The sequence below is a fragment of the Tsuneonella litorea genome, assembly GCF_025154015.1.
Classification (GTDB): Bacteria; Pseudomonadota; Alphaproteobacteria; order Sphingomonadales; family Sphingomonadaceae; genus Tsuneonella; species Tsuneonella litorea.
This window is the reverse complement of sequence record NZ_JAOAMV010000005.1, coordinates 342,907-368,838: the sequence shown is the minus strand read 5'-3', so window position 1 is coordinate 368,838 and position 25,932 is coordinate 342,907. Positions and strand designations below refer to the sequence as shown.

Sequence of the window (25,932 nt, the reverse complement as noted above, 5' to 3'; positions counted from 1 at the left end):
TGCGCGTCCACTCGATCCTAGAAGGAACCAACCAGGTCATGCGCATGATCGTCGGCCGGGACATGCTCCGGCAATGAGCACCGAAGACGTCCTGATCCACCGCCACGGCGCGGTGGGGCATATCTCGCTCAACCGGCCCAAGGCGCTGCACGCGCTGACGCTCGACATGTGCCACGCGATGAGCGCGGCGCTGAGCGAGTGGGCCGAGGACGACGGGATCGAGGCGGTGATCCTCGACCACGCGGAAGGCCGCGGGTTCTGCGCAGGGGGCGACATCAACCTGCTGCGCAATTCGGCTCTTCACGATGGCGGTGTCTCGGGGCGGAAGTTCTTCCACGACGAGTACCAGCTCAATCACCAGATGATGACCTATCCCAAGCCAATCGCGGTGTTCATGGACGGCATCACGATGGGCGGCGGGGTCGGCATCGCACTGCCGTGCAGGTTCCGCGTGGCGACCGAGAACACCCGCTTCGCGATGCCCGAGACCGGGATCGGCCTGTTCCCCGACGTCGGCGGCGGCTGGCACCTGTCGCGCCTGCCGGGGCGCCTGGGGCAGTTTCTCGCGCTCACCGGAGCGCGGCTCGACGGGGCGGAATGCCTCTGGGCCGGGATCGCGACCCACTACCTGCCGAGCGAGATGATCGCCGACGCGAAGGCCCGCATCATCGAGAAGCCGGGGCGCATCGCGGGCATCCTCGCCGAAATGCCCGGCACCCCGCCCAAGGCGCGGATCGAGGACAACGCCGACAAGATCGCGCGGCATTTTCGCTCCGACCGCTACGAGGACATCCTCGCCAGCCTCGAGGCGGATGACAGCGACTGGGCGCAGAAGGAGCGCGACACGCTGGGCACCAAGAGCCCCCAGACCTGCAAGGTCGCGCTGCGCCAGCTCGCGACAAGCGCGCTGATGGACGACTTTGCCGACAACATGGCGATGGAATACCGCATCGCCAGCCGCGTCCTTCTGCGGCCCGACTTCGCGGAAGGCGTGCGCGCCGTCATCGTCGACAAGACGAACGACCCCAAGTGGGACCCGGCGACACCCGAGGAGGTCGGCGACGACCTGCTCGACAGCATCTTCGCCCCCCTCCCCCCGGAAGAGGAATGGAAGCCGCTTTGACGTACGAAACCATCACCGTCGAACAGCGCCCGGAACCGCATGGGGCGGTCACGCTCATCACCCTCAACCGTCCGCAGGCACTGAATGCGCTCAACTCGCAGGTGCTCGAGGACCTGATCGCGGCGTTTGCCGCGTTCGAGGCCGATGACGGGCAGCGCTGCGCGGTCCTCACCGGAAGCGGCGACAAGGCATTCGCAGCCGGCGCGGACATCAAGGAAATGGCCGACAAGCCCGCGGCCGACTTCTACCTCGACGATTTCTTCGCCCGCTGGACGAGTCACCTCGTCAAGGCGACCCGCAAGCCGTGGATCGCCGCGGTCAACGGCTTCGCACTCGGCGGCGGGTGCGAACTCGCCATGATGGCCGATTTCATCATCGCCTCGGACAAGGCGAAGTTCGGCCAGCCCGAGATCAAGCTGGGCGTGGCCCCCGGCATGGGCGGCAGCCAGCGGCTGACCCGCGCGGTCGGCAAGGCGAAGGCGATGGAGATGTGCCTCACAGGCCGGATGATGGACGCCGCGGAAGCCGAGCGCAGCGGCCTCGTTGCGCGCGTGGTGCCGCACGAAAGCCTGCTCGACGAGGCGCTCAAGACCGCCGCGACCATCGCCGCAATGCCGCCGATGGCCGCGATCGCGAACAAGGAAATGGTCAACGCCGCGTTCGAGACGACGCTCGACCAGGGCCTGGTCGTGGAACGCCGCATCTTCCAGATCCTCGCCGGATCCGAGGACAAGGCGGAAGGGATGGCCGCGTTCGTCGAGAAGCGCGAAGGCAGGTGGAAGGGGCGGTGATCGGCTGATCCTCGCCCTCGCGCATCAGGCCGGTGGCGCAGCGTCCTCGCCGGCTTGCACGGCGCTCTCGGCAGCGGCCTTGTCCTGCGCGGCCTTCCTTTCGGTGAAATACATCACCAGCAACGCACCCTCGAACAGCAGGATCAGGGGACCTGCCAGCATGAGCTGGCTGATCACGTCGGGCGGCGTGGCGACCGCCGCGATCACGAAGGCGACGACGATCATGTAACGCCGCGCGCTCACCAGACTCTTGCGGCTGACGATCCCCGCGGTGTTGAGCAGCAGCAGCAGGACCGGCAGCAGGAACGCGAGCCCGAACGCGAGGATAAACTGCATCACGAGGCTCAGGTAATCCTCGCTGTTGGGCAGCGCCTCGATCTCGACCCCGCCCTGCGTCCCCTGGAACCCGAGGAAGAAGTGAAACGCGGTCGGCATGACCACGTAGTAGGCAAGCGCCCCGCCCGCGATGAACAGCACCGGGGTCGCCAGCAGGAACGGCAGGAAAGCCTTCTTCTCCCTGGCGTAAAGTCCCGGCGCGATGAACGCCCACAGCTGGTTCGCGATCACCGGAAAGGCGATGAAGAACGCCGCCCACAGCGCCACCTTCAGCTCCACGAAGAACTGGCCGTAAAGCTTGGTGTAGATGAGCTTGTTCTGGCCTGCGTCGAGCAGCGGCTGGACGAGGAATGCGAGGATGTCCTGCGCGAAGTAGAAACAGGCGAAGAAGGCGACCATCAACGCCGCGAAGGCACGCAGCAGCCGCGTGCGCAGCTCGATCAGGTGGTCGAGCAGCGGCGCCTGCGTCTCGTCGATGTCGGAAAGCTTGAAGGCCATCAGCGCGCCGTCACCGCAGGGGAAGCTGGGGTTCGTCGTCGGGAGACGGGGCGTCCTCGACCGAATCGGCCGGCTGCTCCTCTGGGAGCAGCGAAGCGGGCGGCGGCGATACCTCCGGCGTCTGCGAGTCCGCCGCGGCGTCTTCCTGGGGCAGCGGCTTCATCTCGTGGTCGGACAGGTCGATCTGCGGCACCTGGGCCATGATCTGGGCGTTCTGTTCGGCCCACTTCTTTTCCATTTCCTCAAGCTCGGCCTCGCGGATCATCGCCTCGATGCCGGCACGAAAATGGTTCGAGGTGCGGCGGATCTTGCCGATCCAGCGCCCCGCGGTGCGCATCGCCTTGGGCAGGTCCTTGGGCCCGATCACCAGCACCGCGACGAACACGATGACCAGCAGTTCCTGCCAGTCTATTCCGAACATGGGTCAGCCTTTCGCGCGCGCAGGTGCCGCCGGGTCAGTCGCGGTGTTCGGCGCCGGGGTGCGGCTCCTTCGTCGCCTCTCCGGCGGGCTTGGCATCGTGATGCGGGCCTTCGAGGCTGTGGACGGGCTTTGCCGCGGCCGCCTTGGCGTTCGCCTCGGACTCGTCGTCGGCGATGCCCTTCTTGAAGCTTTTGATGCCCTTGCCGAATTCGCCCATGATGTCGCCCACCCGGCCCTTCCCGAATAGGACGAGGACGACCAGCAGCACGATCAGCCAGTGCCAGATGGAAAACGAACCCATGGTAATCTCCTTGGGCGTCAATCTAGGGGATCGGCCGCCGCATTGCCAGTGTCGGTATCGGCGCCCGCGACTTCTTCTTCGCTCGCGGTGAGCGCCTCGAACGCATCGTCCACCGGATCGAGCAGGCCGGCGGCCTTGAGTTCGTCGATGCCCGGCAGTTCCTTGCGCGAGGCGAGGCCGAAGTGATCGAGGAAGTCGGGCGTGGTGGCATAGATCACCGGACGCCCGGGCACCTCGCGCCGGCCCGCCACGCGTACCCAGCCCGCTTCCATCAGCACGTCGAGCGTGCCGGACGAGGTCTGCACCCCGCGGATCGCCTCGATCTCGGCGCGGCTGACCGGCTCGTGGTAGGCCACGATCGCGAGCACTTCGGTCGCCGCGCGGCTGAGCCGCCGCACCGCCTCGCGCTCGCGGCGCAGAAGGTGAGCGAGGTCGGGCGCGGTCTGGAAGTGCCAGCGATCGCCGCGCTCGACGAGGTGGACCCCGCGCCCCTCGTACTGCGCCGCGAGCCTCCGCAGCGAATCGCGCACGTCGCCCGCGGCGGCATCGCCGAGGTGGCCGGCAAGCGCGGCCACTGTCATCGGCTCCTCGGCCGCGAACAGCGTCGCCTCGATCGCGCGCTCGAGTTCGCCAGGCTGGCTCACGCGGTCGCCCGGCGAAGGCGCAAGGGGCCGAACGCCTCGTCCTGCGCCAGTTCCGCCTTGCCCAGCCGCGCGAGTTCGAGCGCGGCCACGAAGCTGGAGGCGAGCGCGGACTTGCGCAGCCGCGGTTCGGCGTGCGGCGGCAGGAACTCGCGCAGTTCCATCCAGTCGAGCGTGACACCGAGCATCGCCGAAACCCGGTCCAGCGCCGAATCGAGCGTCATCACCGGTCGCTCGCGCACCATGTGGACCACCGGCGCGGTGCGTGCGCTGACCTGCCCGTAGGCCTGCACCAGCGCGAACCAGTCGCACTGCCACAGCGTCTTGCGGTCGGTGCGCAGTCCCTCGGGCGCGCCGCGGCGGAACACGTCGCGGCCCAGCCGGTCGCGTGCCATCAGCCGCGCGGCCGCCTCGCGCATCGCCGCCAGCCGCGCGAGCCGCAGTTGCAGCCTCAACGCGAGGTCTTCGGGGCTGGGATCTTCCTGCTCGTCCCGCGGCAGCAGGAGCGCCGACTTGAGATAGGCGAGCCAGGCGGCCATCACGAGGTAATCGGCCGCGAGCTCGAGCTTGAGCGCCTCTGCCCGCTCGATGTAGGCGATGTACTGGTCGACCAGCGAGAGGATCGAGATCGCCTTGAGGTCGACCTTCTGCCGCCGCGCGAGGTCGAGCAGGAGGTCGAGCGGGCCCTCCCAGTTGTCCAGTTCGAGATAGAGCCCGGCGTCATCGTCGGCCGCCGCGGCGCCGGGGCCGGACCAGTTCTCCGCCGGCTGATCGCCGAGATCGAGGATAAGCGCGTCCTCGCTCATGCGGTCGCCCCGGCAATCGCGAGCAGGCGGTCGCGGGTCGCGAGCAGCTCGGCCTTGTCGCCCTCCGGCGGGCGGCCGGTGCCGGCCAGCGCACGGTCGAGCCGCGCGGCGGTCCTTTCCGACATCGCCGGTAGTCGCTCGGCGATGCCGGTCATGTCGTCCATCTTCGCCCAGCAATTGAGCGCGATGTCGCATCCCGCCCGGATCGCGACCGCGGCCCGCTCGGGCACCGATCCCGACAGGGCCTCCATGTCGATGTCGTCGGTCAGCAGCAGGCCGTCGAAGCCGATCTTCCCCCGGATCACCTCGCGGATCACCGTCGGCGACTGGGTCGCCGGGTAGTCGGGGTCCCAGACGGTGAAGACGAGGTGCCCGGTCATCCCGATCGGCGCATCGTGCAACGCGCGGAACGGCGCCAGGTCGGTTTCCAGCTCCTCCTCGCTTGCGGTCACGGTGGGAAGTTCCTTGTGCGTGTCGCACATCGAACGGCCGTGCCCCGGCATATGCTTGATGCAGCCCGCGACGCCCGCGAGCGCCAGCCCTTCGAGCGTCGCGCGGCCGAGCGCCGCCACCCGCAAGGGCTCGCTGCCGAACGCGCGGTCGCCGATCACGTCGTGCGCGCCGGGCTGGCGGACGTCGAGCGGCGGGTGGTAGTCGACGGTGATCCCGGCCTCGGCAAGCTCGATGCCCATCGCGTGCGCATTGGCGCGCGCCGCCGCGATCGCCGAGGACGGCGCGATATCGTAGAGCGCGTCGAAGGCGGCGCCGGCCGGAAACGCGCTGAACTGCGGCGGGCGCATCCGGGCGACGCGGCCGCCTTCCTGGTCGATGCTGACCAGCAGCCGCTCGCGGCCGTGGATTGTCCGCAGGTCATCGGTCAGCGCGCGGACCTGTTCCATCGTCTCGACGTTGCGGCCGAACAGGATGTAGCCCGCCGGGTCGCTTTCACGGAAGAACGCGCGCTCGTCGTCGGTGAGAACAGTCCCGGAAAGGCCGAATATCGCCGGAGTCATGGGGACGAGATTCGCAGGAAAGCGGTCCCGCCGCAAGCAGACGCCCCCGGCTATCCCCTCCCGCGGAGAGGCGGAAGTCGGCTCATTTCACCTGGCAGGCCACCCCGTCGCCCTTGAGCGCGGTGCAGAGCCGGCTCGCAGCCCCGGCATCGCCTGCGATCGCCTGGAGGCGAAACACCGTTCCGATGTCGGCCTGGCCTTGCACGACCCGGTGCGAAACGCCGTTCAGGTGCTCGGTCTGGCGCTGCAGTTTCTGCCAGCCCGCCTCGGCATCGGCCCGCGTCGAATAGGCGCCGACCTGCACCACCGTTCCGCTTGCAGCCTTGGCCTCACTGGCCGTCGACGCCGGAGGCGAATCGCTCGCCCGGGGGGCATCGATGCTCGGCGCCGGAGTGGCGTCGGCGATCCGGCCTTCGGTCTCGCGGCCTTCGCCGACGGCAGGGGCGAGGTTGCCGGTGCCTTCGAACTGCTTGCCGCCCGGATCGGTCGGCCGGGTCTTGTAGGGTCCGTCGGGCGCCTCGATCGTGCTGCCGTCGGCGACCACCTCGGACTCCTGGCTCCGGTTGCCGAACCACCAGATCCCCCCGATGAACGCCGCCAGCGCAAGCAGCGCGAGTACCGCGAAACCGAGGATGCGGCCCGATTCGGCGCCCTCGTCCTCATCGTCCTCGTCGCCCGATTCGAGCCACGGCAGGCGCTCGTCGTCGTCAGCCAGCGTCAGCTGGTCGCCGGCGGCGTAATCGTCCCTCTCGCCCGCATTCATCGTCACATCTCCTCGACGGCCTCGACGCCCAATAGCGCAAGACCGTTACGGATAACTAACCCGATCTGCGTGGCGAGGAAGAGCCGCGCAGCCGTCAGCGCAGGGTCGCCGGCGACGATGAACCGCTTGTCCGGCGCATCGTTACCGAGGTTCCAGTATGCGTGGAACGCGGCGGCGAGGTCGTAGAGGAAGAAGGCGATCCGGTGCGGCTCGCGCGCCGCCGCAGCCGCTTCGACCGCCCGCGGGAACTGCGCGGCGAGCTTGACCAGTGCCAGCTCCTCCTGCCCCAGCCGGTCGAGGGCCGCATCGTCGGGTGCGAGTCCCTCCGCCTTCGCCTTGCGCAAGGTCGAGTGGATCCGCGCGCTCGCGTATTGCACGTAGAAGACCGGGTTGTCCTTCGACGCTTCGACCACCTTGGCGAAGTCGAACTCCATCTGCGCGTCGGGCTTGCGGGTCAGCATCGTGAACCGCACGACGTCCTTGCCGACCTCGCGCACGACGTCCGCGAGGGTGACGAAAGTGCCGCTGCGCTTCGACATCTTCACCGGCTCGCCGCCGCGCAGGAGCTGGACCATCTGGACCAGCTTAACGTCGAACGGGATCGCGCGTCCCTGCCCTTCCGCCAGCGCGGCGACCGCGGCCTTGATCCGCTTGACGGTGCCCGCGTGGTCGGCGCCCCAGATGTCGATCAGCTCGTCGGCCTCGGCGGCTTTCTGCATATGGTAGGCAAGGTCCGCCCCGAAATAGGTCCAGCTGCCGTCGCTCTTCCTGATCGGGCGGTCCTGGTCGTCGCCGAAGCGGGTGGCCCGGAACAGCGGGAGCTCGACCGGTTCCCAGTCATCCGGGGTCTTGCCCTTGGGCGCCTCGAGCACGCCGTCGTAGACAAGGTCGTGCGCGCGCATCCAGGCCTCGGCCTCGGCGGGCTTGCCGGCGGCCTGGAGAGCGGCTTCGCTGGCGAACGCGTCGTGGCGGATGCCGAGCAGGGCAAGGTCGTCGCGGATCATGTCCATCATCGCGGCGACCGTCCGGGCCTTGAACTCGGGCAGCCATTCCGCCTCGGGCGCGTCGAGGAACCGGTCGCCGTATTCGCCGGCGAGCGTCTGGCCGACGGGAACGAGGTAATCGCCCGGATAGAGCCCCTCGGGGATCGCCCCCACGTCCTCGCCCAGCGCCTCGCAGTACCTGAGGTGCGCCGAGCGGGCGAGCGTGTCGACCTGGCTGCCGGCGTCGTTGACGTAGTATTCGCGCGTGACCGGGTGGCCGACGAATTCGAGCAGGCTCGCCAGCGCGTCGCCCACCACCGCGCCGCGGCAATGCCCCATGTGCATCGGGCCGGTCGGGTTGGCGCTGACGTATTCCACGTTCACCCGACGACCCGCACCGACGCTCGAGCGCCCGTAGTCCGCACCAAGGTCGGCCATCGTGCGCAGTTCGCGCAGCCACTCCGAATCGGCGAGCCGCAGGTTGATGAAGCCCGGTCCGGCGATCTCGGTGCTGGTCACCGCCGGGTCGCGCGCAAGATGATCGACGATCTTTTGCGCAAGCGCGCGCGGATTGGTTGCGGCCGGCTTGGCGAGCACCATCGCGGCATTGGTGGCGAGGTCGCCATGCGATGGATCGCGCGGCGGCTCGACGGTCACCGAGGTTTCGGAGGAACCGGGCGGCAGCGCACCTTCGGCCTCGAGGGCCTTGAGGACGGCGGCGATGCGCGCGGCGAAGGCGGCATGAAGGGTCTGCGGGGTCGCGGAATCTGGGGACATGGCGGCGCGGTTACCCCATCCGGGGCAAATCGCAAGCGCGGTGGGTGCGTGCCGACCGGCGTCCCGGACTAGCGGGTGGCGTTGTAGGCGAGCTGCTGTTCGGTGAGCTGGAAGCCCACCAGCACTTCGAAGGTGGCGCGGGCGACCGCGGCCTTGACCTCAGGATCGCTCAGCGGGTCGATCGCCGCGTCCTCTTCGCCCGCCTTGCGCCTGCGGGTGATCCGCTCGCGGATGTCGGCCGGAAGCGTGGCCTCGGCGCGATCGACGTAGGCACCGGCCTGCGCGCGCGCCTGGGTGCGCTCCTGCCCGTCGGCAAAGCTCAGCGTCACCTCGCCCACCCGCTTGGTGACCACCGAGGTGCCGCCGCGCAGCACCACGGCGTAGTAGGGCAGCGTCACGTTGCGCGCGCCGCGGGTGTCGGTCCTGCGGCCGATCACGTCGAAGGTGACGTTGGTGTAGATGCGCGGCGATCCGTCGTCGCAGGTGGAGCGCACGTTGGTGATGGCAGCGGTGACGTCCATGTTCGCCGCCGAGGTGTCACCGGGCACGCGGAAGGTCGTCACGTCGCCGGTATAGTCGGGCACGCCCACCGCCGGGCACGCGGTGCGCACCGCGGTGATGCCGACGCCCTGGTCGACCACCAGCTCTCCCTTGGTCTTGCAGCCCGCGAGGGCGCACCCCAACATGAGCGCAGCGGAAAGGCGAAGGCGGGTGGTCATGGCAGGTTCGGTCCCGATCAAGTCTATGAGCGGCCGCCCTAGCGGCGCTCGCAGCGAAGCGCTAGGGGGCCGGATATGAACGCCCCCTTTCAGGAACGCCCGGCGACCGGCGAAGCGCCCGCGGCAAGGCCGCTGCTGACGTTGCTGATCGCCGCGCCGCGCGGTTTCTGTGCCGGCGTCGACCGCGCGATCGAGATCGTCGAGCGCGCGATCGAACGCTACGGCGCGCCGGTCTACGTCCGCCACGAGATCGTCCACAACAAGTACGTCGTCGATTCGCTCAAGGCCCAGGGCGCCATCTTCGTCGAGGAACTCGACGAGGTGCCCGATGGCGCGCCGGTGGTATTCTCGGCGCACGGCGTGCCCAAGAGCGTGCCGGTCGAAGCGACCCGCCGCGAGATGCTGTGGGTCGATGCGACCTGCCCTCTGGTCAGCAAGGTCCATCGCCAGGCCGAGCGCCAGATCGAGGCCGGCCGCCACATCGTCTTCGTCGGCCACAGGGGCCATCCCGAGGTGATCGGCACGATGGGCCAGGTGCCCGAAGGCTCCATCACGCTGGTCGAGACGGTCGAGGACGTCGCCGCGCTCGAGTTCGCCGCGGACGAACCGCTCGCCTTCCTGACCCAGACGACGCTGTCGGTCGACGACACGCGCGAGATCGTCGCCGCGCTCGAGGCGAAGTTTCCGCACATCGTCGGCCCGAAGGCGGAGGACATCTGCTACGCGACCTCGAACCGCCAGGCTGCGGTCAAGGCGATCGCGCCGGGCAGCGACCTGGTGCTGGTGATCGGCGCGCCCAATTCGTCGAACTCGCTGCGGCTGGTCGAGGTGGCCGAGCGGATGGGAACCGACGCCAGGCTGATCCAGCGGGCGAGCGACATCGACCCCGCCTGGCTCGACGGTGTCGGCACGCTGGGGCTTACCGCGGGCGCCTCCGCCCCCGAGAGCCTCGTCCGCGAAGTCGTCGCCCAGCTGTCGCAGTGGCGCGATATCGAGGAGCATACGATCGTCTCTGCCGAGGAGAAGATGGTCTTCAAGCTGCCCCGCCAGCTCGTCGACTAGGGCGCGCATGGCGGTCTACACCCACCTCGCCGCCGAGGATCTCGCCGCGCTGATCGCCGCATACGACGTGGGCGAGCTGGTCTCTGCCAAGGGCATCGCCGAGGGCGTCTCCAACTCGAACTGGCTGGTCGAGACGACCGCCGGCCGGTTCATCCTCACGATGTACGAGCGGCGAATCGAGACGAGCGACTTGCCCTTCTTCCTCGGACTGCTCGACCACCTGTCGGAGCGCGGTTGTCCGGTCCCGCGCACGATTCACGATCGCGGGGGAGCCGCTTTCCGTCACGTCAACGGCAAGGCGGTCGCGCTGATCGAGTTTCTTCCCGGCGTCTCGGTGGACCATCCAACCCCCGAACAGGCCCGCGCGGTCGGCGCGGCGCTGGCGAAGACCCATCTCGCGGCGGCGGACTTCATCCCCGCGCGCGCGAACGCGCTCGACATCTCGCATAGTGCCCGGGCGCTGGCGGGCTGCGGCGATGACGCCCTTGCAGCAATCGATCCGGCTCTCCCGGAGGCTGCGCGCATCGCCGGGCAGCTGGCCAATGATTGGCCCAGGGACCTGCCGGAAGCGATCTGCCACACCGACCTGTTTCCCGACAACGTCCTCATGCTGGGCGACCGGGTGACGGGCATGATCGACTTCTATTTCGCCTGCACCGAGGCGATGGCCTACGATCTCGCGGTAACCCACGCCGCCTGGGCATTCGACCTCGCCGGCGAGCGCCATGCCCCGGAAATCGGAACCGCGCTGGTCGAGGGCTACCAGTCGGTCCGGCCCCTCGCCGCGGAAGAACGCGCCGCCCTGCCGCTGCTGGCACAGGGCGCGTGCCTGCGTTTCGTCGCCAGCCGCACCGAGGACTGGATCGCCACTCCGGCGGACGCACTTGTGACACGCAAGGACCCGATGGCCTTCGTGCGCCGCTTGCATTTCTATGAAAGTGCGGGGCAAACGGCCTTCGAATGATGAAAAGAGTCGAGATTTTCACCGACGGGGCGTGCAAGGGAAACCCCGGCCCCGGCGGCTGGGGGGCGATCCTGCGCATGGGCCGCCACGAGAAGGAGATGTCGGGCGGCGAGCGCGACACGACCAACAACCGCATGGAGCTGACCGCCGCGATCAAGGCGCTCGAGGCGCTGATCGAACCGTGCGAGATCGCGCTTCATTCGGACAGCAAGTACGTTCTCGACGGGATCACCAAGTGGGTCCACGGCTGGCAGCGAAACGGCTGGAAGAATGCCAGCAAGCAGCCCGTCCGCAACGCTGACCTGTGGCACGAGCTGATTGCCGCGGCAAAGCCGCACCGGGTGGACTGGATCTGGGTCAGGGGTCACGACGGCCACCCCGAGAACGAGCGCGCCGATGCGCTCGCCTGCGCGGCGGCCGAAGCGATCGCGGCGAACGCCTAGCTGTTGTCCTCGATCGGCGCGTCGGGTCCGTTCTTCTTGATCGAATTGATGGCGTTCTGCGCGCTTGCCTTGCTCGAGTAGCCCTCGGTCGAGAACATCGTTTCCGAGTTGTACTTGAAGCGGACCCGGTACTCGCCGGCCTTGTCCTTGTAGATCTCGAACTTGTGCGCCATTCGCCCCACTCCCGTCGCTTGAGGTGGCGCCAGACTAACTATTCTCAAGCACCTGTCGAGTCGAAGCGGGCGGGGTCGTAGAGCCGGGCGTCGAGGGCTTCGGTCATCGCGTCGCGCGCCTTCAAGAGCAGCAGCTGGGCCCCCAGACGCGCCGCGGCAGGGGCGGTCTGGATGCCGAAGCCGCCTTGCCCCGCGAACCAGAACAGGCCCCGCGCATCCGGGTCGTAACCATAGACCGGCAATCGATCGGGCGCGAAGCTGCGCAGCCCTGCCCACTTGCGCTCGACCGCCTCGACCCGCCAGTCGACCACCCGCTCGAACCGGTCGATGGCCTCGGCGACCGCCAGTTCCTCGGGCGCGGCATCGCACGGGGGCGACGGTTCCTCGTCGTGCGGGCTGAGCCAGAGCCGCCCGCTCTCGGGCTTGAAATAGAACCGCCCCTCGATGTCGAGGACGAGCGGCAGGTCGGCCGGCGGCTGCGGATCGGTGCGAAGCTGCGCAACGGTGCGGCGCAGCGGCTGGATGCCGAGCGGGCGGGCTCCCGCCAGCTCGGCGAAGGTATCCGCCCAGGCGCCCGCAGCATTCGCGACGACGTCGCAGACGAGCGCGTCCCCGCGCTCGTTCACGAGCCGCCAGCCGTCGCCGGTGCGCTCCGCCGAAACCACGCGCCAGCGGGTGCGAAGCTCCACCCCGCCACGCTTCGCAGCCGCCAGGTAGTGCTGGTGGAGGCCCGCGACGTCGATGTCGGCGCAGGCCGGTTCCCAGACCGCGCCGGTATAGGCGGCGCGCACGCCGGGCAGGTGCTCGGCGAGCCGGTTGCGGCCCAGACGCTCGATGGTCACCCCGGTACCGGCGAAAGTCTCCATGAACGCGTCGAGTGCGCCCTCGTGCTCGGCCTGCCCGACATAGAGCGCGCCGCGCGGGTCGAGGAAGCCGTGATCGCGCAGCCAGCGGCCGGAGGCCAGCGTCAGCGGCACGACGTCGGGGCCGCCGTAGCATTCTTCCCAGAACGCCGCCGATCGGCCCGTCGTGTGGTAGCCCGGGCGGTCCTCCGCCTCGAGCACGACGACCGGCCCTGCGCCCAGCGCCGCGAGTTCCGATGCGAGGCTCGCTCCCGCCATGCCCGCCCCGACGACGGCGATCGCGCAGCGTTCGGTCATCGCGCCGGGACCGTTTCGTCGAGGAACCGGTCGATCGCGGCGAGCGCGCGGTCGCGCACGGGATCGGCTTCGCGCAGGATCTCGTGGCTTGCCTCTCTGCCGAAGGTCACGAGCTCGGCGTTCGGCAGGCGCCGGGCGGCTGCGGCAATCGCCGGGTACGCGACGAGCCTGTCCGCGGACGTCGCCAGGATCAGGACCGGCAGCGTGACCTTTTCCAGCAAGCCCGGCGCCGACAGCGCGCGCATCGAGGCATAGGCGCGCTCGACCCAGCCCCAGCTTCCGGGCCCCATGACCAGTTCGGGACGTTCGCCGCGCCACCACAGCTCGTCCGCATAGCGATCCGCATCGTGCGTCAGCAGCGCGCCGCGCGATGCGGGCGGCTCACCGGGCTTCTCGCTCCACCGCCACGCGGGGCGGCGCGGGTCGCCCAGCCGCACCATCGCGCGCGCGACGGTATGCATCACCACGGGCGGCAGCCGCCCGATGCCGAGCATCGGCGCGACGAGGACCAGTGCATCGGGCGCGATGAGCCCTTCGGCCGACCCACGCAACGCGAGATGGGCGCCCATCGAGTGTGCCACGATGACATGGGGTACCGGCACTTCGGCTGCCCACGCCCGCCAGAACCCCGCGAGGTCATGCGTCCACTGCGCGAAATCCCCGATGTGCCCGGTCACCGCGTCGCTGCCCAGCCGGCCCGACCCGGCCTGCCCGCGCCAGTCGAGCGCGGTGACCTGCCAGCCGCGGTCCCGCCAGTCGGCGAAGGCTTCGAGGTATTTTTCGTAGAAATCGCCCCTGCCGCCGAGAAACAGGATGGCCCCGCGCACCCGTCCGTCGGGTGCCGGCCAGTCGATCCGCCGGACCGCATGGCCGTCGGGCGCCGTCCAGCGATCCTCGCGCGCGGCGGACGGGATCGCGCGGCGCCGGTCAGGGTTTCCGGCAGCTTCCCGTGCGTCGCTAATGATCCCGCTCCGGCTTTGGTTACTGTTTGGTAAGCACTGCCCGCTAGCACCACGGCAAAGGGGACCGTGGGGGTACGTTCAATGCTGGCCGACTATCTGCACTACGGGCTGCTCGTGGCCCTTGCAATCGCGCTGGTCGTGGCCGCGTTCACCGATTGGCGGCGGCGCCAGATCGACAACTGGCTCAACGCCGGGATCGCGCTCGCCGCGCCCCTCTACTGGTGGGCGAGCGGGCTGGACCTGTGGCCCGGGGTCGCGCTGCAACTGGGCGTGGGCCTGGCGGCGTTTGCCGTTTTCGCGGCCATGTTCGCGATGAAGTGGATGGGCGGCGGCGACGTCAAGCTGCTGACCGCGCTCGCGCTGTGGATCGAGCCGACCTGGTTTCTCAAGCTGCTGGTCATGATGGCGCTCCTGGGCGGCCTGCTGACGCTGGTCATGGGCGCATGGCACATCGCCCGCCGCCAGCGCGACAAGCTGGCGATCCCCTACGGGGTGGCGATCGCCGCGGCCGGGCTGTGGGTGCTCGGGGTCCACTATTTTCCCGCCGCACAGGCCGCGCTGGCCTGAATGATACCTGATTTTAACCGTTCGCCGCTTAACCACGGCACCATTCCCGCCCGTGGGATCGGGCGAGCGTTTTGAGGGGGCTTTGAGAGCCATGGACAGGAAGAAGCTGCTGCTACTGGTGGGCGCTCTGGTGATCGCCGTCGTGACCGCCATGATGGCGCGGAGCATGTTCGCCGGGGCGTCCGCCCCGCAGGCCGAGGCCGCGCCCGTGCCGCAAGGACCCAAGGTCCTCGTCGCCCAGCGCGTGCTGCCGACCGGCACGATCATCACCGCGGACGCGATCGGCTTCCAGCCGTGGCCCAAGGAGCTGGTCAAGGACGCCTACTTCATCGACGGCGAATCGGACGTCTCGAAACTGCTCGGCACGGTGGTCCGCTTCCCGATCACGGCGGGTGAACCGGTGACCCAGGGCTCGCTGGTCAAGCCCGGCGACCGCGGCTTCCTGGCAGCGGCACTCGGCCCCGGCATGCGCGCCGTGACCGTGCCGGTGTCGGCCAAGACCGGCGTCGGCGGCTTCGTCTTTCCGGGCGACCGCGTCGACCTCGTTCTGACCCAGACCGTCAAGGCCGAAGGCAACGGCGCGGGCGACCTGAAGGCGTCGGAAACCATCCTTCGTAACCTTCGCGTGCTGGCGACCGACCAGGACACCACGCAGGAGACCATCGAGGGCAAAACTGTCGTCAAGCAGTTCCGCACCGTCACCCTCGAGGTGACCCCCAAGATCGCCGAGCAGGTTTCGGTCGCGCAGACGATCGGCACGCTGAGCCTTTCGCTCCGCTCCATCGCCGACAGCCAGTCCGAACTCGAGCGCGCGATCGCCCAGGGCGACGTCAAGATCCCCGACGGGGCCACGCCGCAGGAAGAGGAGAAGATCCTCCGCGCCGCACTGAACCGGCCGACTGATGGTGCAACCACCTATCAGACCGGCGGCGACGTCTCGCGCTTCCAGCGCCGGACCCTGCCTGCCGCGCCGCCGGCAACGCAGATGCCCGGCGGCCCGGGCGAGGCGCCCCGCGCCTACGCCCCGCCGCAGGCGCCGCGTTCGAGCGTCACGGTGACCCGCGGAAAGGCGACCACCACCGTCACCATCTCCAAGAACGGGCAGGTGCTCGAGGGTGTCTCGGCGGGCGTCGATTCCGCCGGCCGCACCATCGGCGCTGCCACGCCCGCCGTGCTGATGGTGCCGTGATGGACACCGCCGCACGCAACGAGAACCGCATTTCCGGCACCAAACCGAGCCATTCGAGGGGCACGACAATGAAACGCCGACTGACTGCCACGCTGCTGCTCGCCGGCCTCGCTGCTGGCCCGCTCGCCGGGATCGGCGCGCTGCCCGCGGCCGCCCAGAACGTGATCTCGCCCACCCGCGACATCAACCTGTCGATCGGACGCGGCGAACTGATCAACATTCCGGACACCATGTCCGACGTGTTCATCGCCAACGACAACGTCGCCGACGTCCAGATCAAGTCGGAACGCCAGCTCTACCTGTTCGGCAAGTCCGGCGGGGTGACCACCGTCTACGCCAGCAACAAGGCCGGCGCGGTTATCTGGTCGGCCAACGTTCGCGTGGGTTCGAACATCGACAGCGTCGACCAGATGCTGGCGCTGGCGATGCCCGAGGCGCAGGTCAACGTCGCGACGATGGGGACCAACACCTTCCTGCTGACCGGCACCGTTGCCGCGCCCGAGGACGCCGCCGAGGCCGAGCGCCTGGTACAGGCCTTCGTCGGCGAGGACGCCAACGTCATCACACGGCTCAAGACCGCCACGCCGCTGCAGGTCAACCTGCAGGTGCGCTTCGCCGAAGTCAGCCGCTCGCTCGTCCGCGAGATCGGCGCGAACCTTCAGACTGTCGATTCGACGGGCGGGTTCAAGTTCGGCGTGACGACCGGCCGCGGGGCGACCACCACCTACACGCCGGGCAGCCCGGCCGGACTGGGCGTCGGGTTCACCTCCGCCCCGCCGAACGGCAGCCTGGTCAAGGGCAACGGCAGCGGGTCGACCCTGGCCGGGTTCGGCAAGCTGTTCGGCCTCGACATCGCCAGCGCGTTCGACCTTGCCGAGCGCGTGGGCCTGATCAGCACGCTGTCCCAGCCCAACCTGACCGCCCTGTCGGGTGAAACCGCCGACTTCCTTGCCGGCGGCGAATTCCCGATCCCGATCAGCCAGGGCCTCGGCTCGACCTCGATCGAGTACCGCAAGTACGGCGTCAGCCTTGCCTACACCCCCACGGTGCTGGCGAACGGGCGCATCAGCCTGCGCGTGCGGCCCGAGGTTTCGGAACTGTCGAGCCAGGGCGCCGTCACCATCAACGGCTTCCAGATCCCCGCGCTGACGATCCGCCGGGCGGAAACGACGATCGAGCTCGGCTCCGGCCAGAGCTTCATGATCGCCGGCCTGATGAGCAACAACGCGCAGAACTCGATCGACAAGACCCCGGGCCTCGGCGACGTGCCGATCCTCGGTAACCTGTTCCGTTCGACCTCGTTCCGCAAGGGCGAGACGGAGCTGGTGATCGTCGTCACGCCGTACCTGGTCCAGCCGGTCAACGAGCGCGACATCAAGCTGCCGACCGACGGGTTCCGGGCTGCCGACGAGGCCACCCGCCTGTTCGGGATGCAGGACAACGCGGGCGTCACCGGCGCCGCGCGCCCGGGTCCGACGACCGTCCAGGGCCAGAACCCGGTCGCGCCCGGCATTTCCCAGGCGCTGCCTGATGCCGTCGCGCCCAGCGGGTCGAGCAAGCGCAAGAAACGCCGCACCGCCAAGAACGACGCCGACGCGCCCGCGCCCGGCTTCAGCATCCAGTGAAGAAGGTGAGAGTGATGACCATCAAACGCCATATCGCGGGCGCTCTCGCCCTCAGCCTTGGCCTCTCGACCGCCGCCTGCAGCGGTCCGGCCTGGGACAACGCCAGCCTCAACAGCGTGCGCCAGCCGGTGATCGAGCGGACGACCTACACACTCGACGTGGCGAGCAGCTACGACGGGCTGTCGATCCCCGAACAGCAGCGGCTGGCCGGATGGTTCGATGCGATGAACCTGCGCTACGGCGACCGGGTCTCGATCGAGGATCCCGTGGGCGGCGGCGCGACCAAGGCGGCGGTGGCGGCGATTGCCGCGCGCCATGGAATCCTGCTCGCCGACGGCGCACCGGTGACCGCGGGCTATGTGCAGCCCGGCACGACCCGCGTGGTCATCACCCGCTCGACCGCTTCGGTGCCGAATTGCCCGAACTGGGATCGCAAGAGCGACGCGAACTACGCCAACGCCACCGCGCCCGGATACGGCTGCGCGATCAACGGCAACCTCGCCGCGATGGTCGCCAATCCGGAAGACCTGATCGCCGGCCAGGCTGGCACGGGCGAAACCGTCATCATGAGCTCGACCAAGGCGATCGAGACCTATCGCAAGAAAGCCCCGACGGGCGAAGGCGAACTCAAGGCGACCAGCACAGGCGGAGGGAAGTAAGACTATGAACGCCCCATGGAAACCCGGCCCCGGAGGCCGCGATCCGTTCGCCGCATTCATCTGCGACGAGACGGCGCTCGACACGCTTCGGCCGGTCGTCATCGAGATGGGCTGGCAGCCCGAGAAGTGCGCCAAGGGCGGCCTGCGCAACGCGGTGCAGTCGCTCTCGGTCTCGGCGAGCCCGAACATCCTGATGGTCGACCTGTCGGAAAGCGGCGATCCGCTCAACGACATCAACGCCCTGGCCGAGGTCTGCGAACCCGGCACGGTGGTCGTCGCGGTCGGTCAGGTGAACGACGTGCGCCTCTATCGCGACCTGCTCGCGAGCGGCATTCACGATTACCTGCTCAAGCCGCTGTCGGCGAGCCAGCTGCGCGATTCGCTGACGCAGGCCCAGGCGGTGTTCTCGGCCCCCAAGGCGAATGACCCGGATGCGGTGAAGCGGCACATCTCGACCGCGGTTGTCGGGACCCGTGGCGGAGTCGGGGCCTCCACCCTGGCGACGTCGCTAGCGTGGATGTTCTCGGCCGACCACAAGCTGCCGACCGCGCTGCTCGACCTCGACGTCCACTTCGGGACCGGCGCGCTGGCGCTCGATCTCGAGCCGGGCCGGGGCCTCACCGACGCGATCGACAACCCGAGCCGCATCGACGGGCTGTTCATCGAACGGGCGATGATCCGCGCGAACGACAATCTCGCGATCCTGTCGGCCGAAGCGCCGATCAACTCGCCGCTGATGACCGACGGCAGCGCCTTCGTTCAGCTCGAGGAAGAGTTCCGGCACGCGTTCGAGATGACCGTGATCGACCTGCCGCGGAACATGCTGATCAACTTTCCGCACCTCTTGTCGGACGTCAACGTGGTGGTCCTGGCCACCGAGATGACGCTGGCGAGCGCGCGCGACACGATCCGCATCCTCAGCTGGCTCAAGACCAACGCGACCCACGCGCATCCGCTGATCGTGGCGAACAAGGTCCAGAACGGCGTGGCCGAGATCAGCAAGGCCGATTTCGAGGCCTCGATCGAACGCAAGATCGACTTCACGATCCCGTACGATCTCAAGGCCGCGGCCAACGCCGCCAAGCTGGGCCAGACGTTTGCCGATGCCAACCGTGCAAGCAAGGCAAGCGCGACGATCCGCCAGCTCGCCGATCGCATCATTGGCACCTCGGACGAGGAACAGGCCGGCGACGAACAGGCGGCGAAGAAGTCGCTGCTCGGCGGCTTCGACTTCAAGTCGCTGCTGGCCAAGAAATCGAAGGCCCCGGTCGACGCCGAGGCCTGACGAACGACCGAACACACTGACGTGACCAGACAGGGGGACGGACGGGTCCGATGAGCATTCTTCAGCTACTGCTGTTCGCCGGTGGGCTGATGGCCATCATGGTCCTCGCCTACTCCGCGCTCGCCGGCCCGTCGGCCGCGAAGGAAGGCAACCGCCGCCTCCAGGCGGTGCGCTATCGCCATTCCGAAAGCACCGACACCAAGGTCGAATCGCAACTCAAGAAGGCGATCGCCGCCCGCAAGCCCAAGACCTTCAAGGTCGCCGGGTCGGGCTCGCGGCTCGAGGCGCTGGCCGTCCGGCTAGACCGGACCGGCAAGGGCTGGACCCTGACCAACTACCTCTACGCCTCGCTCGGCGTGGGGGTCGTGGTGATGGTGATCATGTACCTCAAGTCGGGAGCCGCGCTGCTGAGCCTGGGCGTCGGCCTGTTCGCCGGAGCGGGCGTCCCGCACCTGGTCGTCAATTTCTTCATCAAGCGACGCACGAACCAGTTCAACGCCAAGTTTCCCGACGCGATCGAGCTGCTCGTGCGCGGCCTGCGTTCGGGTCTTCCCGTCACCGAGACGCTCGCGGTGGTGGCGACCGAGATCGAGGGCCCGGTGGGGATCGAGTTCAAGGGCATCGTCGACCGGATCAAGGTCGGACGCACGATGGAGGAATCGCTCCAGGTCACCGCCGACCGGCTCGGCATCGCCGAATTCAGCTTTTTTTGCATCACCCTGGCGATCCAGCGCGAAACCGGCGGCAACCTTGCCGAAACGCTGTCCAACCTTGCCGACGTGCTGCGCAAGCGCGGCCAGATGAAGCTCAAGATCAAGGCGATGAGCTCCGAATCGAAGGCTTCGGCCTACATCGTCGGCTCGCTGCCCTTCATCGTGTTCTTCATGATCTGGTGGATCAATCCGAGCTACCTCGCGGGCTTCTTTTCCGACGATCGCCTGATCGTCGCGGGACTGGGCGGGATGGTCTGGATGGGCATCGGCGTCTTCATCATGGCCAAGATGGTCAGCTTCGAAATCTGAGCAGGTAGACATGACCCCTTCAGGACCCACTCTTCTCGGTTTCGACGTCATCCTCGTCGGTACGCTGCTCGCCGCGGTCGCCGCCCTGGCGATGATGATGGCGATCTACGCCGCGGTCACCGTCAAGGACCCGATGGCGAAGCGCGTCAAGGCGCTCAACGCCCGGCGCGAGGAACTGAAGGCGGGCATCGTCAAGACCAACGCGCGAAAGCGGACCAGCCTGGTTCGCCGGACCGACCAGACCGACCGGGTCAAGGAAGCGCTGGCGAACATGAAGGTTCTCCAGCAGAGCCAGATCGAAACGATCCAGCAGAAGCTGGCGTGGGCGGGTTACCGCAACAAGGAACTCGCCGTTTACGTGATCGGCGCGCGCATGGTCCTGCCGATCGCGTTCGGTCTCGTCGCGTTCCTGTCGCTCTACGTGATGAACATGATGCCCGAATGGGGCAGCATGAAGAAGCTCCTCGGCCTCACCGCCGCGGTCGGCTTCGGGTACAAGGCGCCCGAGATCTACCTCAAGAACAAGGCCGGCAAGCGCACCGACGCGGTGCGCAAGGGCCTGCCCGACGCGCTCGACCTGCTGGTCATCTGCGCGGAAGCCGGCCTGACGGTCGACGCCGCGTTCAACCGCGTCGCCAAGGAACTCGGCCGGGCCTATCCGGAGCTTGGCGACGAGTTCGCCCTCACCGCGATCGAGCTGTCGTTCCTGACCGAGCGCAAGATGGCGTTCGACAACCTCGCCTATCGGGTCAACCTCGACAGCATCAAGGGCGTGGTGACGACGATGGTGCAGACCGAACGCTACGGCACCCCGCTCGCTTCGGCGCTGCGCGTGCTGTCGGCAGAGTTCCGCAACGAGCGCATGATGCGCGCGGAAGAAAAGGCCGCGCGCCTGCCCGCGATCATGACCGTGCCGCTGATTTTGTTCATCCTGCCGACGCTGTTCGTCGTCATTCTCGGTCCGGCGGCCTGCTCGATCAGCGACGCCTTCGCCGCGAAGCCCGGCCGATCGTAACCGGATGCGGGGTCGGCAGGTTCCTAGGAGCCGTAACCGACCCCGCCCTCCACACCCTCGGGATCGAAATCGCCCGCCGCGGCGCGCAGCCGCGCCAGCAACGCCCGGAATATCTGCCGCTCCTCGGCCGTGAAGCCTTCGAACATCCGCGCTTCCATCTCGAGCGCGAGCGGCATGATGCGCGCATGCATCGCGCGCCCGTCGCCGGTCAGTTCCAGGTGGTGCGAGCGTCCGTCGCGCTCGTTGGCCGTGCGCGCGGCGAGGCCGCGGTCCTCGAGTTCCTTGCACGCACGGTTGACCGCGACCTTGTCCATCAGCGTGGCTTCGGTCAGGTCCCGCTGGGTTAGTGCGCCCGCGTCTCCCAGCACCGCCATGACCCGCCACTCGGCGATGCGCAGACCGAAGGCCGCGCGATAGGCCTCGGCGACCCGGCTCGACACCGCGTTCGAGGTCACCGAGAGCAGGTACGGAAGGAAATCGGCGAGGCGGGTGCTGTTCGCGTTTTCGGTCATGCGGACAAGTTTCTATCGAAACCGCCTGCGAGGGCAAGCAAGTCGCGCTCCACGCAGCCCTATTCCTGCTTTCGCAGGACCCGGCCGGCGACCCCATCGAGCATCGCGAGCAACCGCCCGTCGCGCTGGCCCGGCGCGGTCGCGAACGCGCCGTCGAGCGCAGTGTCGGCCGGCGCGGCGGTCCGCTGGGCGGGCAGCACGCGCGCGAGCCCGGCCATCGCTTCGCGCGCGAGCGCGGCGTTCGCCTTCATCACGGCGAAGACCTCCGCTGCCCCGACTGCTTCGCCCTCGCGCCAGCAATCGTAATCGGTGACCATGCCGAGCAACGCGTAGGGCAGCTCGGCTTCGCGCGCGAGGCGCGCCTCGGGCATTCCGGTCATGCCGATCACGTCCCCGCCCCAGGCACGGTACAGGGCACTCTCGGCGCGGGTCGAGAATTGCGGACCGTCGATCGCGACGTAGCACCCGCCGCGGCGAACGGGGGCGCCGGCGCTCTCCGCCGCGTCGGCGACAAGGGCCGACAGCCGCGCACAGGTCGGATCGGCGAGGCTGACGTGCGCCACCATCCCTTCGCCGAAGAAGCTGCGGGCGCGCCCCGCGGTGCGGTCGATGAACTGGTCGACCGCAACGAACCCGCCCGGTGCCAGATCCTCGCGCAGCGACCCGATCGCCGAAAGCGCGACGACGTCGGTGACGCCGGTGCGCTTCAGGACGTCGATGTTCGCGCGGTAGTTTACCGCCGCCGGCGGCAGGACGTGCCCCGCGCCGTGCCGCGCGAGGAAACTGAACCGCACGCCGCCGATGAGACCGGTCGTCACCGGCCCCGACGGCTCGCCGAACGGCGAGCGCACGGGGATCGACTGCGCTTCGTCGAGCGCGAGCCCTTCGTGCAGCCCGGAGCCGCCGATCACGCCGATGTGCCAGGTCATCGAACGGCCGCGATCATTCGTATCCCGGCTCGTCCCACCAGGGATAGAAATCCGGCATCTCGGCGCTGACGGTATCGGGGTAATTGGGCGGCCGCTTCTCGAGGAAGCTCGCGACGCCTTCGCGCGCGTCGGCGCCGCGGCTGAGGCGGTAGATCGCCCGGCTGTCGACCCGGTGCGCCACCATCGGGTGCTCGGCGGCCGAGAGCCGCCAGAGCATCGCGCGGGTCATTGCGACCGACACCGCCGAGGTGTTTTCGGCGATCTCGTGCGCGAGGCCGAGCGCGGCTCCGAGCAGGTCCTGCTGCGGGTGGATCGAGCGCACGAGGCCCTTCGCCAGCGCTTCCCCGGCGTCGAAGATCCGCCCGGTCATGCACCATTCGAGTGCGGTCTGCATGCCGACGAGGCGCGGCAGGAACCAGCTTGACGCGGCTTCGGGCGTGATCCCGCGCCGCGCGAAGACGAAGCCGAAGCGCGCGGTGTCCGCGCACAGCCGCATGTCCATCGGCAACTGCATCGTCGCGCCCACGCCGACCGCCACCCCGTTGCACGCCGAAATGAGCGGCTTCTTCGCATTGAACAGGCGCAGCGTCAGCCGCCCGCCGCCGTCGCGCACGCGCTCGTCCGACAGGTCCTCGACCGGGTTGGGGTCGGAGAACACGTGCCCGCCGCCCTCCGGCGTCAGGTCGGCCCCGGCACAGAACGCCCGGTCGCCGCTGCCGGTGAAGATCACCGCGCGGACCCGGTCGTCGCCGTCGGCCGCGTCCATCGCATCGATGATCTCGGCCATCATCGTGCGGGTGAAGGCGTTCATCTTTTCCGGCCGGTCGAGCGTGACCAGCGCCACCGGCCCCTGCACGTCGTAGCTGATCTGGGTGTAGCCGGTCATGGTCGCATCTCTCCGTTCGCCCGGGCCCTGTCACACATGTCAGACAGTCCTGGACCAAAAAAACAGGCGCCCTCCGCCCCGCCTTCAAATGCAGGAAGGAAGGCGCCCGGATTCGTCATCGACACCGGCCTGGCGCGGGCCCGGCCGTGTGGGAAAGTCCATCAGCGCGGAGCCATCCGGATCGCACCGTCGAGGCGCACGTCCTCGCCGTTGAAGTACCCGTTCTCGATCATGCACATCGCGAGCATCGCGTATTCCTCGGACCGGCCAAGCCGCTTGGGGAACGGCACCGAGGCGGCGAGCGCTTCCTTCACCTGCGGCGGCGCGGCGTTCATCAGCGGGGTGTCGAAGATGCCGGGAAGGATCGTGTTCACCCGGATGCCCTCGCCCATCAGGTCACGCGCGATCGGCAGCGTCATGCCGACCACCCCGCCCTTCGAGGCGGAATAGGCGGCCTGGCCGATCTGGCCGTCCTCCGCGGCGACCGACGCGGTGTTGACGATCGCGCCGCGCTCGCCGTCGTCCATCGGGTCGAGCGTCAGCATCCCGGCGGCCGACTTGGCGATGCAGCGGAAGGTGCCGACGAGGTTGATCTGGATGATCCAGTTGAACGCCTCGAGCGGGAAGTGCCTGATGCTGCCGTCTTCCTTCGAACGGCTGGCGGTCTTGATTGCGTTGCCGGTGCCCGCGCAGTTGACCAGGATGCGCTCCTGCCCGTGCGCTTCGCGCGCCCTGGCGAAGCCCGCGTCAACGGACGCGTCGTCGGTCACGTTGACCTCGCAGAACACGCCGCCGATCTCTTCGGCAACGGCCTTGCCTTTCTCTTCCTGCAGGTCGAAGATCGCGACTTTCGCGCCCTTTGCCGCGAGCGCGCGCGCGGTGGCCGCGCCGAGACCCGATGCCCCGCCGGTGACCACGGCTGCGGTGTTGCTGTCGACTTTCATGCTGTTCCTACTCCCATGTGCGTGCACCCCGGCGCGATTTCAGGCCGGCGCGGTTCCGCACCGGGCATGACGCGACAAGTCCCGGATTGCAACCGGCTATCGCGGGTCGGTGCGCGCGGCCGTCAGACCGCTTCGATGATCGTCACGTTGGCGATTCCGCCGCCCTCGCACATCGTCTGCAGGCCGTACTTGAGCCCGCGCGCGTGCAGCGCGTTGAGCAGCGTCGCCATCAGCTTGGTGCCGCTCGCACCCAGCGGATGGCCGAGCGCGATCGCCCCGCCGTTGACGTTGAGCCTGTCCGGGTCGGCGCCGGTGTGCTCAAGCCACGCCATCGGCACCGGCGCGAAGGCCTCGTTCACTTCGTAAAGGTCGATGTCGCCGATCTTAAGCCCCGCGCGCTGCAGCGCCTTGTCGGTCGCGAACAGCGGTTCCTCGAGCATGATCACCGGGTCGCCCGCGGTCACGGTGAGCGTGTGAATCCGCGCACGGGGGGTCAGGCCGAGGTCCTTGAGCGCGGTTTCGGAAACGATCAAAGCGGCGCTCGACCCGTCGCAGATCTGGCTCGCGCTCGCCGCGGTGAGCTTGCCGCCTTCCTGCAGCAGCTTGACCGAGGCGATGCTTTCCAGCGTGGCGTCGAAGCGGATGCCCTCGTCGACGGTGTGCTCGACCGGGCCCTCGGGCGTCTCGACGGTGACCGGCACGATCTCGCGTTCGAAGGCCCCCGCCCGCGTCGCGGCAGCCGCCTTCTGGTGGCTCGCCAGCGCGAAGCGGTCGATCGCTTCCTTGGTCATGTCGTACTTGTCGGCGATCATCTGCGCGCCGGCGAACTGCGAGAACATGACGCCGGGGAACTCTTCCTCGAGCCGGGGCGACTTGTAGTGGCCCATGCCCTCCTTCATGTGGAAGGTCGCGTTGGTGCCCATCGGCACGCGGGTCATGCTCTCGACGCCCGCGGCGATCACCGCGTCCTGCGTTCCGCTCATGACCGCCTGCGCGGCGAACTGGATCGCCTGCTGGCTCGACCCGCACTGGCGGTCGATGGTCACCGCCGGGCACGATTGCGGCAGCCGCTTGCTCGCCAGCACCGCCATGCGGCCCACCTGCATCGCTTGCTCGCCGGCCTGGGTGACGCAGCCCATCACGACGTCGTCGACCTTCGCGGGATCGATCCCGGTGCGCTCGACGAGAGCGTCGAGGACGATCGCGGCAAGGTCGACCGGGTGGACGCCCGAAAGACGGCCGCCGCGGCGACCCCCGGCAGTGCGTACGGCATCGACGATATAGGCGGTAGGCATTTGTCATATTCTCCCAGGACTGGCTTTCGTTGTCCTAGGCGCGCGCCGCGCGGGCGGCAATGCATCGG

The 25,932-nt window shown here is 68.6% G+C and carries 29 protein-coding genes; 12 read left to right on the top strand and 17 right to left on the bottom strand.

Going from position 1 to position 25,932, the window contains the following annotated elements:
* The first annotated feature begins 73 nt into the window (after positions 1–73).
* A complete protein-coding gene (locus N0B51_RS11995; protein ID WP_259962604.1) occupies positions 74–1,123 on the top strand; it encodes an enoyl-CoA hydratase/isomerase family protein in 1,050 nt (349 codons plus the stop codon).
* A complete protein-coding gene (locus N0B51_RS11990; protein WP_259962603.1) occupies positions 1,120–1,914 on the top strand; it encodes an enoyl-CoA hydratase-related protein in 795 nt (264 codons plus the stop codon). Before N0B51_RS11995 ends, N0B51_RS11990 begins: the two co-directional genes overlap by 4 nt.
* 24 nt (positions 1,915–1,938) lie before the next feature.
* Here N0B51_RS11990 and tatC read toward each other — a convergent pair whose 3' ends face one another.
* The 9 genes from tatC to N0B51_RS11945 all read right to left on the bottom strand — a co-directional run bounded on the left by tatC (position 1,939) and on the right by N0B51_RS11945 (position 9,172).
* Positions 1,939–2,748 carry a twin-arginine translocase subunit TatC gene (tatC, locus tag N0B51_RS11985; protein ID WP_259962602.1) on the bottom strand — a complete coding sequence of 270 codons (810 nt, stop codon included), beginning with the start codon at positions 2,746–2,748 and terminating at the stop codon, positions 1,939–1,941.
* A gap of 10 nt (positions 2,749–2,758) precedes the next feature.
* Positions 2,759–3,169 (bottom strand): Sec-independent protein translocase protein TatB, encoded by a 411-nt coding sequence (tatB, locus tag N0B51_RS11980; RefSeq protein WP_259962601.1) that lies wholly within the window; start codon positions 3,167–3,169, stop codon positions 2,759–2,761.
* A gap of 34 nt (positions 3,170–3,203) precedes the next feature.
* The gene (locus N0B51_RS11975; RefSeq protein WP_259962600.1) at positions 3,204–3,470 is read right to left on the bottom strand and encodes a twin-arginine translocase TatA/TatE family subunit; all 267 of its coding nucleotides are present in this window, start codon (positions 3,468–3,470) and stop codon (positions 3,204–3,206) included.
* 17 nt (positions 3,471–3,487) lie between these two features.
* Complete coding sequence (gene scpB / locus N0B51_RS11970) at positions 3,488–4,051, bottom strand: SMC-Scp complex subunit ScpB (RefSeq protein ID WP_375545961.1); 564 nt, start codon at positions 4,049–4,051, stop codon at positions 3,488–3,490.
* Between the two features lie 59 nt (positions 4,052–4,110).
* The gene (locus N0B51_RS11965; RefSeq protein WP_259962598.1) at positions 4,111–4,917 is read right to left on the bottom strand and encodes a segregation and condensation protein A; all 807 of its coding nucleotides are present in this window, start codon (positions 4,915–4,917) and stop codon (positions 4,111–4,113) included.
* On the bottom strand, positions 4,914–5,930 hold the full coding sequence (gene nagZ, locus N0B51_RS11960; protein WP_259962597.1) for a beta-N-acetylhexosaminidase: 1,017 nt from the start codon (positions 5,928–5,930) through the stop codon (positions 4,914–4,916). The genes N0B51_RS11965 and nagZ overlap by 4 nt, the downstream gene beginning before the upstream one ends.
* A gap of 82 nt (positions 5,931–6,012) precedes the next feature.
* Positions 6,013–6,693 carry an SPOR domain-containing protein gene (locus tag N0B51_RS11955; RefSeq protein WP_259962596.1) on the bottom strand — a complete coding sequence of 227 codons (681 nt, stop codon included), beginning with the start codon at positions 6,691–6,693 and terminating at the stop codon, positions 6,013–6,015.
* Between the two features lie 2 nt (positions 6,694–6,695).
* Positions 6,696–8,453, bottom strand: coding sequence for an arginine--tRNA ligase (gene argS, locus N0B51_RS11950; RefSeq protein WP_259962595.1), 1,758 nt, complete (start codon positions 8,451–8,453; stop codon positions 6,696–6,698).
* Between the two features lie 68 nt (positions 8,454–8,521).
* Positions 8,522–9,172, bottom strand: coding sequence for a hypothetical protein (locus tag N0B51_RS11945; RefSeq protein ID WP_259962594.1), 651 nt, complete (start codon positions 9,170–9,172; stop codon positions 8,522–8,524).
* A gap of 75 nt (positions 9,173–9,247) precedes the next feature.
* Here N0B51_RS11945 and ispH point away from each other — a divergent pair, with 75 nt between their 5' ends.
* The 3 genes from ispH to rnhA are packed head-to-tail and all read left to right on the top strand — an operon-like array spanning position 9,248 to position 11,641.
* Complete coding sequence (gene ispH / locus N0B51_RS11940) at positions 9,248–10,234, top strand: 4-hydroxy-3-methylbut-2-enyl diphosphate reductase (RefSeq protein ID WP_259962593.1); 987 nt, start codon at positions 9,248–9,250, stop codon at positions 10,232–10,234.
* A 7-nt stretch (positions 10,235–10,241) separates the two neighbouring features.
* Positions 10,242–11,198, top strand: a complete 957-nt coding sequence (gene thrB / locus N0B51_RS11935) for a homoserine kinase (RefSeq protein ID WP_259962592.1) — start codon at positions 10,242–10,244, stop codon at positions 11,196–11,198.
* A complete protein-coding gene (gene rnhA / locus N0B51_RS11930) occupies positions 11,198–11,641 on the top strand; it encodes a ribonuclease HI (protein WP_259962620.1) in 444 nt (147 codons plus the stop codon). Before thrB ends, rnhA begins: the two co-directional genes overlap by 1 nt.
* Here rnhA and N0B51_RS11925 read toward each other — a convergent pair.
* From N0B51_RS11925 to N0B51_RS11915, 3 genes are read right to left on the bottom strand one after another with little or no spacing between them, the layout of a single operon-like run.
* Positions 11,638–11,814 (bottom strand): YegP family protein, encoded by a 177-nt coding sequence (locus tag N0B51_RS11925; protein WP_259962591.1) that lies wholly within the window; start codon positions 11,812–11,814, stop codon positions 11,638–11,640. The genes rnhA and N0B51_RS11925 overlap by 4 nt on opposite strands.
* A 44-nt stretch (positions 11,815–11,858) precedes the next feature.
* Positions 11,859–12,974, bottom strand: a complete 1,116-nt coding sequence (locus N0B51_RS11920) for an NAD(P)/FAD-dependent oxidoreductase (protein WP_259962590.1) — start codon at positions 12,972–12,974, stop codon at positions 11,859–11,861.
* Positions 12,971–13,936 (bottom strand): alpha/beta hydrolase, encoded by a 966-nt coding sequence (locus tag N0B51_RS11915; RefSeq protein ID WP_259962619.1) that lies wholly within the window; start codon positions 13,934–13,936, stop codon positions 12,971–12,973. Before N0B51_RS11915 ends, N0B51_RS11920 begins: the two co-directional genes overlap by 4 nt.
* Before the next feature lie 81 nt (positions 13,937–14,017).
* Between N0B51_RS11915 and N0B51_RS11910 the strand changes: the two genes are divergently transcribed.
* The 7 genes from N0B51_RS11910 (at position 14,018) to N0B51_RS11880 (ending at position 21,298) form a co-directional block, all read left to right on the top strand.
* Positions 14,018–14,503: an A24 family peptidase gene (locus N0B51_RS11910; protein WP_259962589.1), complete on the top strand. Its 486-nt coding sequence runs from the start codon at positions 14,018–14,020 to the stop codon at positions 14,501–14,503.
* Between the two features lie 91 nt (positions 14,504–14,594).
* Positions 14,595–15,692, top strand: a complete 1,098-nt coding sequence (gene cpaB / locus N0B51_RS11905; RefSeq protein ID WP_259962588.1) for a Flp pilus assembly protein CpaB — start codon at positions 14,595–14,597, stop codon at positions 15,690–15,692.
* 68 nt (positions 15,693–15,760) lie between these two features.
* Complete coding sequence (locus tag N0B51_RS11900; protein WP_259962587.1) at positions 15,761–17,317, top strand: type II and III secretion system protein family protein; 1,557 nt, start codon at positions 15,761–15,763, stop codon at positions 17,315–17,317.
* 14 nt (positions 17,318–17,331) lie between these two features.
* Positions 17,332–17,976 (top strand): CpaD family pilus assembly protein, encoded by a 645-nt coding sequence (locus N0B51_RS11895; RefSeq protein ID WP_259962586.1) that lies wholly within the window; start codon positions 17,332–17,334, stop codon positions 17,974–17,976.
* Between the two features lie 4 nt (positions 17,977–17,980).
* On the top strand, positions 17,981–19,261 hold the full coding sequence (locus N0B51_RS11890; RefSeq protein ID WP_259962585.1) for a pilus assembly protein CpaE: 1,281 nt from the start codon (positions 17,981–17,983) through the stop codon (positions 19,259–19,261).
* Between the two features lie 50 nt (positions 19,262–19,311).
* The gene (locus N0B51_RS11885; protein ID WP_259962584.1) at positions 19,312–20,283 is read left to right on the top strand and encodes a type II secretion system F family protein; all 972 of its coding nucleotides are present in this window, start codon (positions 19,312–19,314) and stop codon (positions 20,281–20,283) included.
* 10 nt (positions 20,284–20,293) lie between these two features.
* Positions 20,294–21,298 carry a type II secretion system F family protein gene (locus tag N0B51_RS11880; protein WP_259962583.1) on the top strand — a complete coding sequence of 335 codons (1,005 nt, stop codon included), beginning with the start codon at positions 20,294–20,296 and terminating at the stop codon, positions 21,296–21,298.
* A gap of 23 nt (positions 21,299–21,321) precedes the next feature.
* Here N0B51_RS11880 and N0B51_RS11875 read toward each other — a convergent pair whose 3' ends face one another.
* The 5 genes from N0B51_RS11875 to N0B51_RS11855 form a co-directional block, all read right to left on the bottom strand.
* The gene (locus tag N0B51_RS11875) at positions 21,322–21,810 is read right to left on the bottom strand and encodes a MarR family winged helix-turn-helix transcriptional regulator (RefSeq protein WP_259962582.1); all 489 of its coding nucleotides are present in this window, start codon (positions 21,808–21,810) and stop codon (positions 21,322–21,324) included.
* A 59-nt stretch (positions 21,811–21,869) separates the two neighbouring features.
* On the bottom strand, positions 21,870–22,739 hold the full coding sequence (gene mtnP, locus N0B51_RS11870; RefSeq protein WP_259962581.1) for an S-methyl-5'-thioadenosine phosphorylase: 870 nt from the start codon (positions 22,737–22,739) through the stop codon (positions 21,870–21,872).
* 13 nt (positions 22,740–22,752) lie between these two features.
* Positions 22,753–23,625: a crotonase/enoyl-CoA hydratase family protein gene (locus N0B51_RS11865; RefSeq protein ID WP_259962580.1), complete on the bottom strand. Its 873-nt coding sequence runs from the start codon at positions 23,623–23,625 to the stop codon at positions 22,753–22,755.
* Positions 23,626–23,786: 161 nt separating this feature from the next.
* Positions 23,787–24,569, bottom strand: coding sequence for an SDR family NAD(P)-dependent oxidoreductase (locus tag N0B51_RS11860; RefSeq protein ID WP_259962579.1), 783 nt, complete (start codon positions 24,567–24,569; stop codon positions 23,787–23,789).
* 122 nt (positions 24,570–24,691) lie between these two features.
* Positions 24,692–25,864, bottom strand: coding sequence for an acetyl-CoA C-acetyltransferase (locus tag N0B51_RS11855; protein WP_259962578.1), 1,173 nt, complete (start codon positions 25,862–25,864; stop codon positions 24,692–24,694).
* Positions 25,865–25,932: the final 68 nt, after the last annotated feature.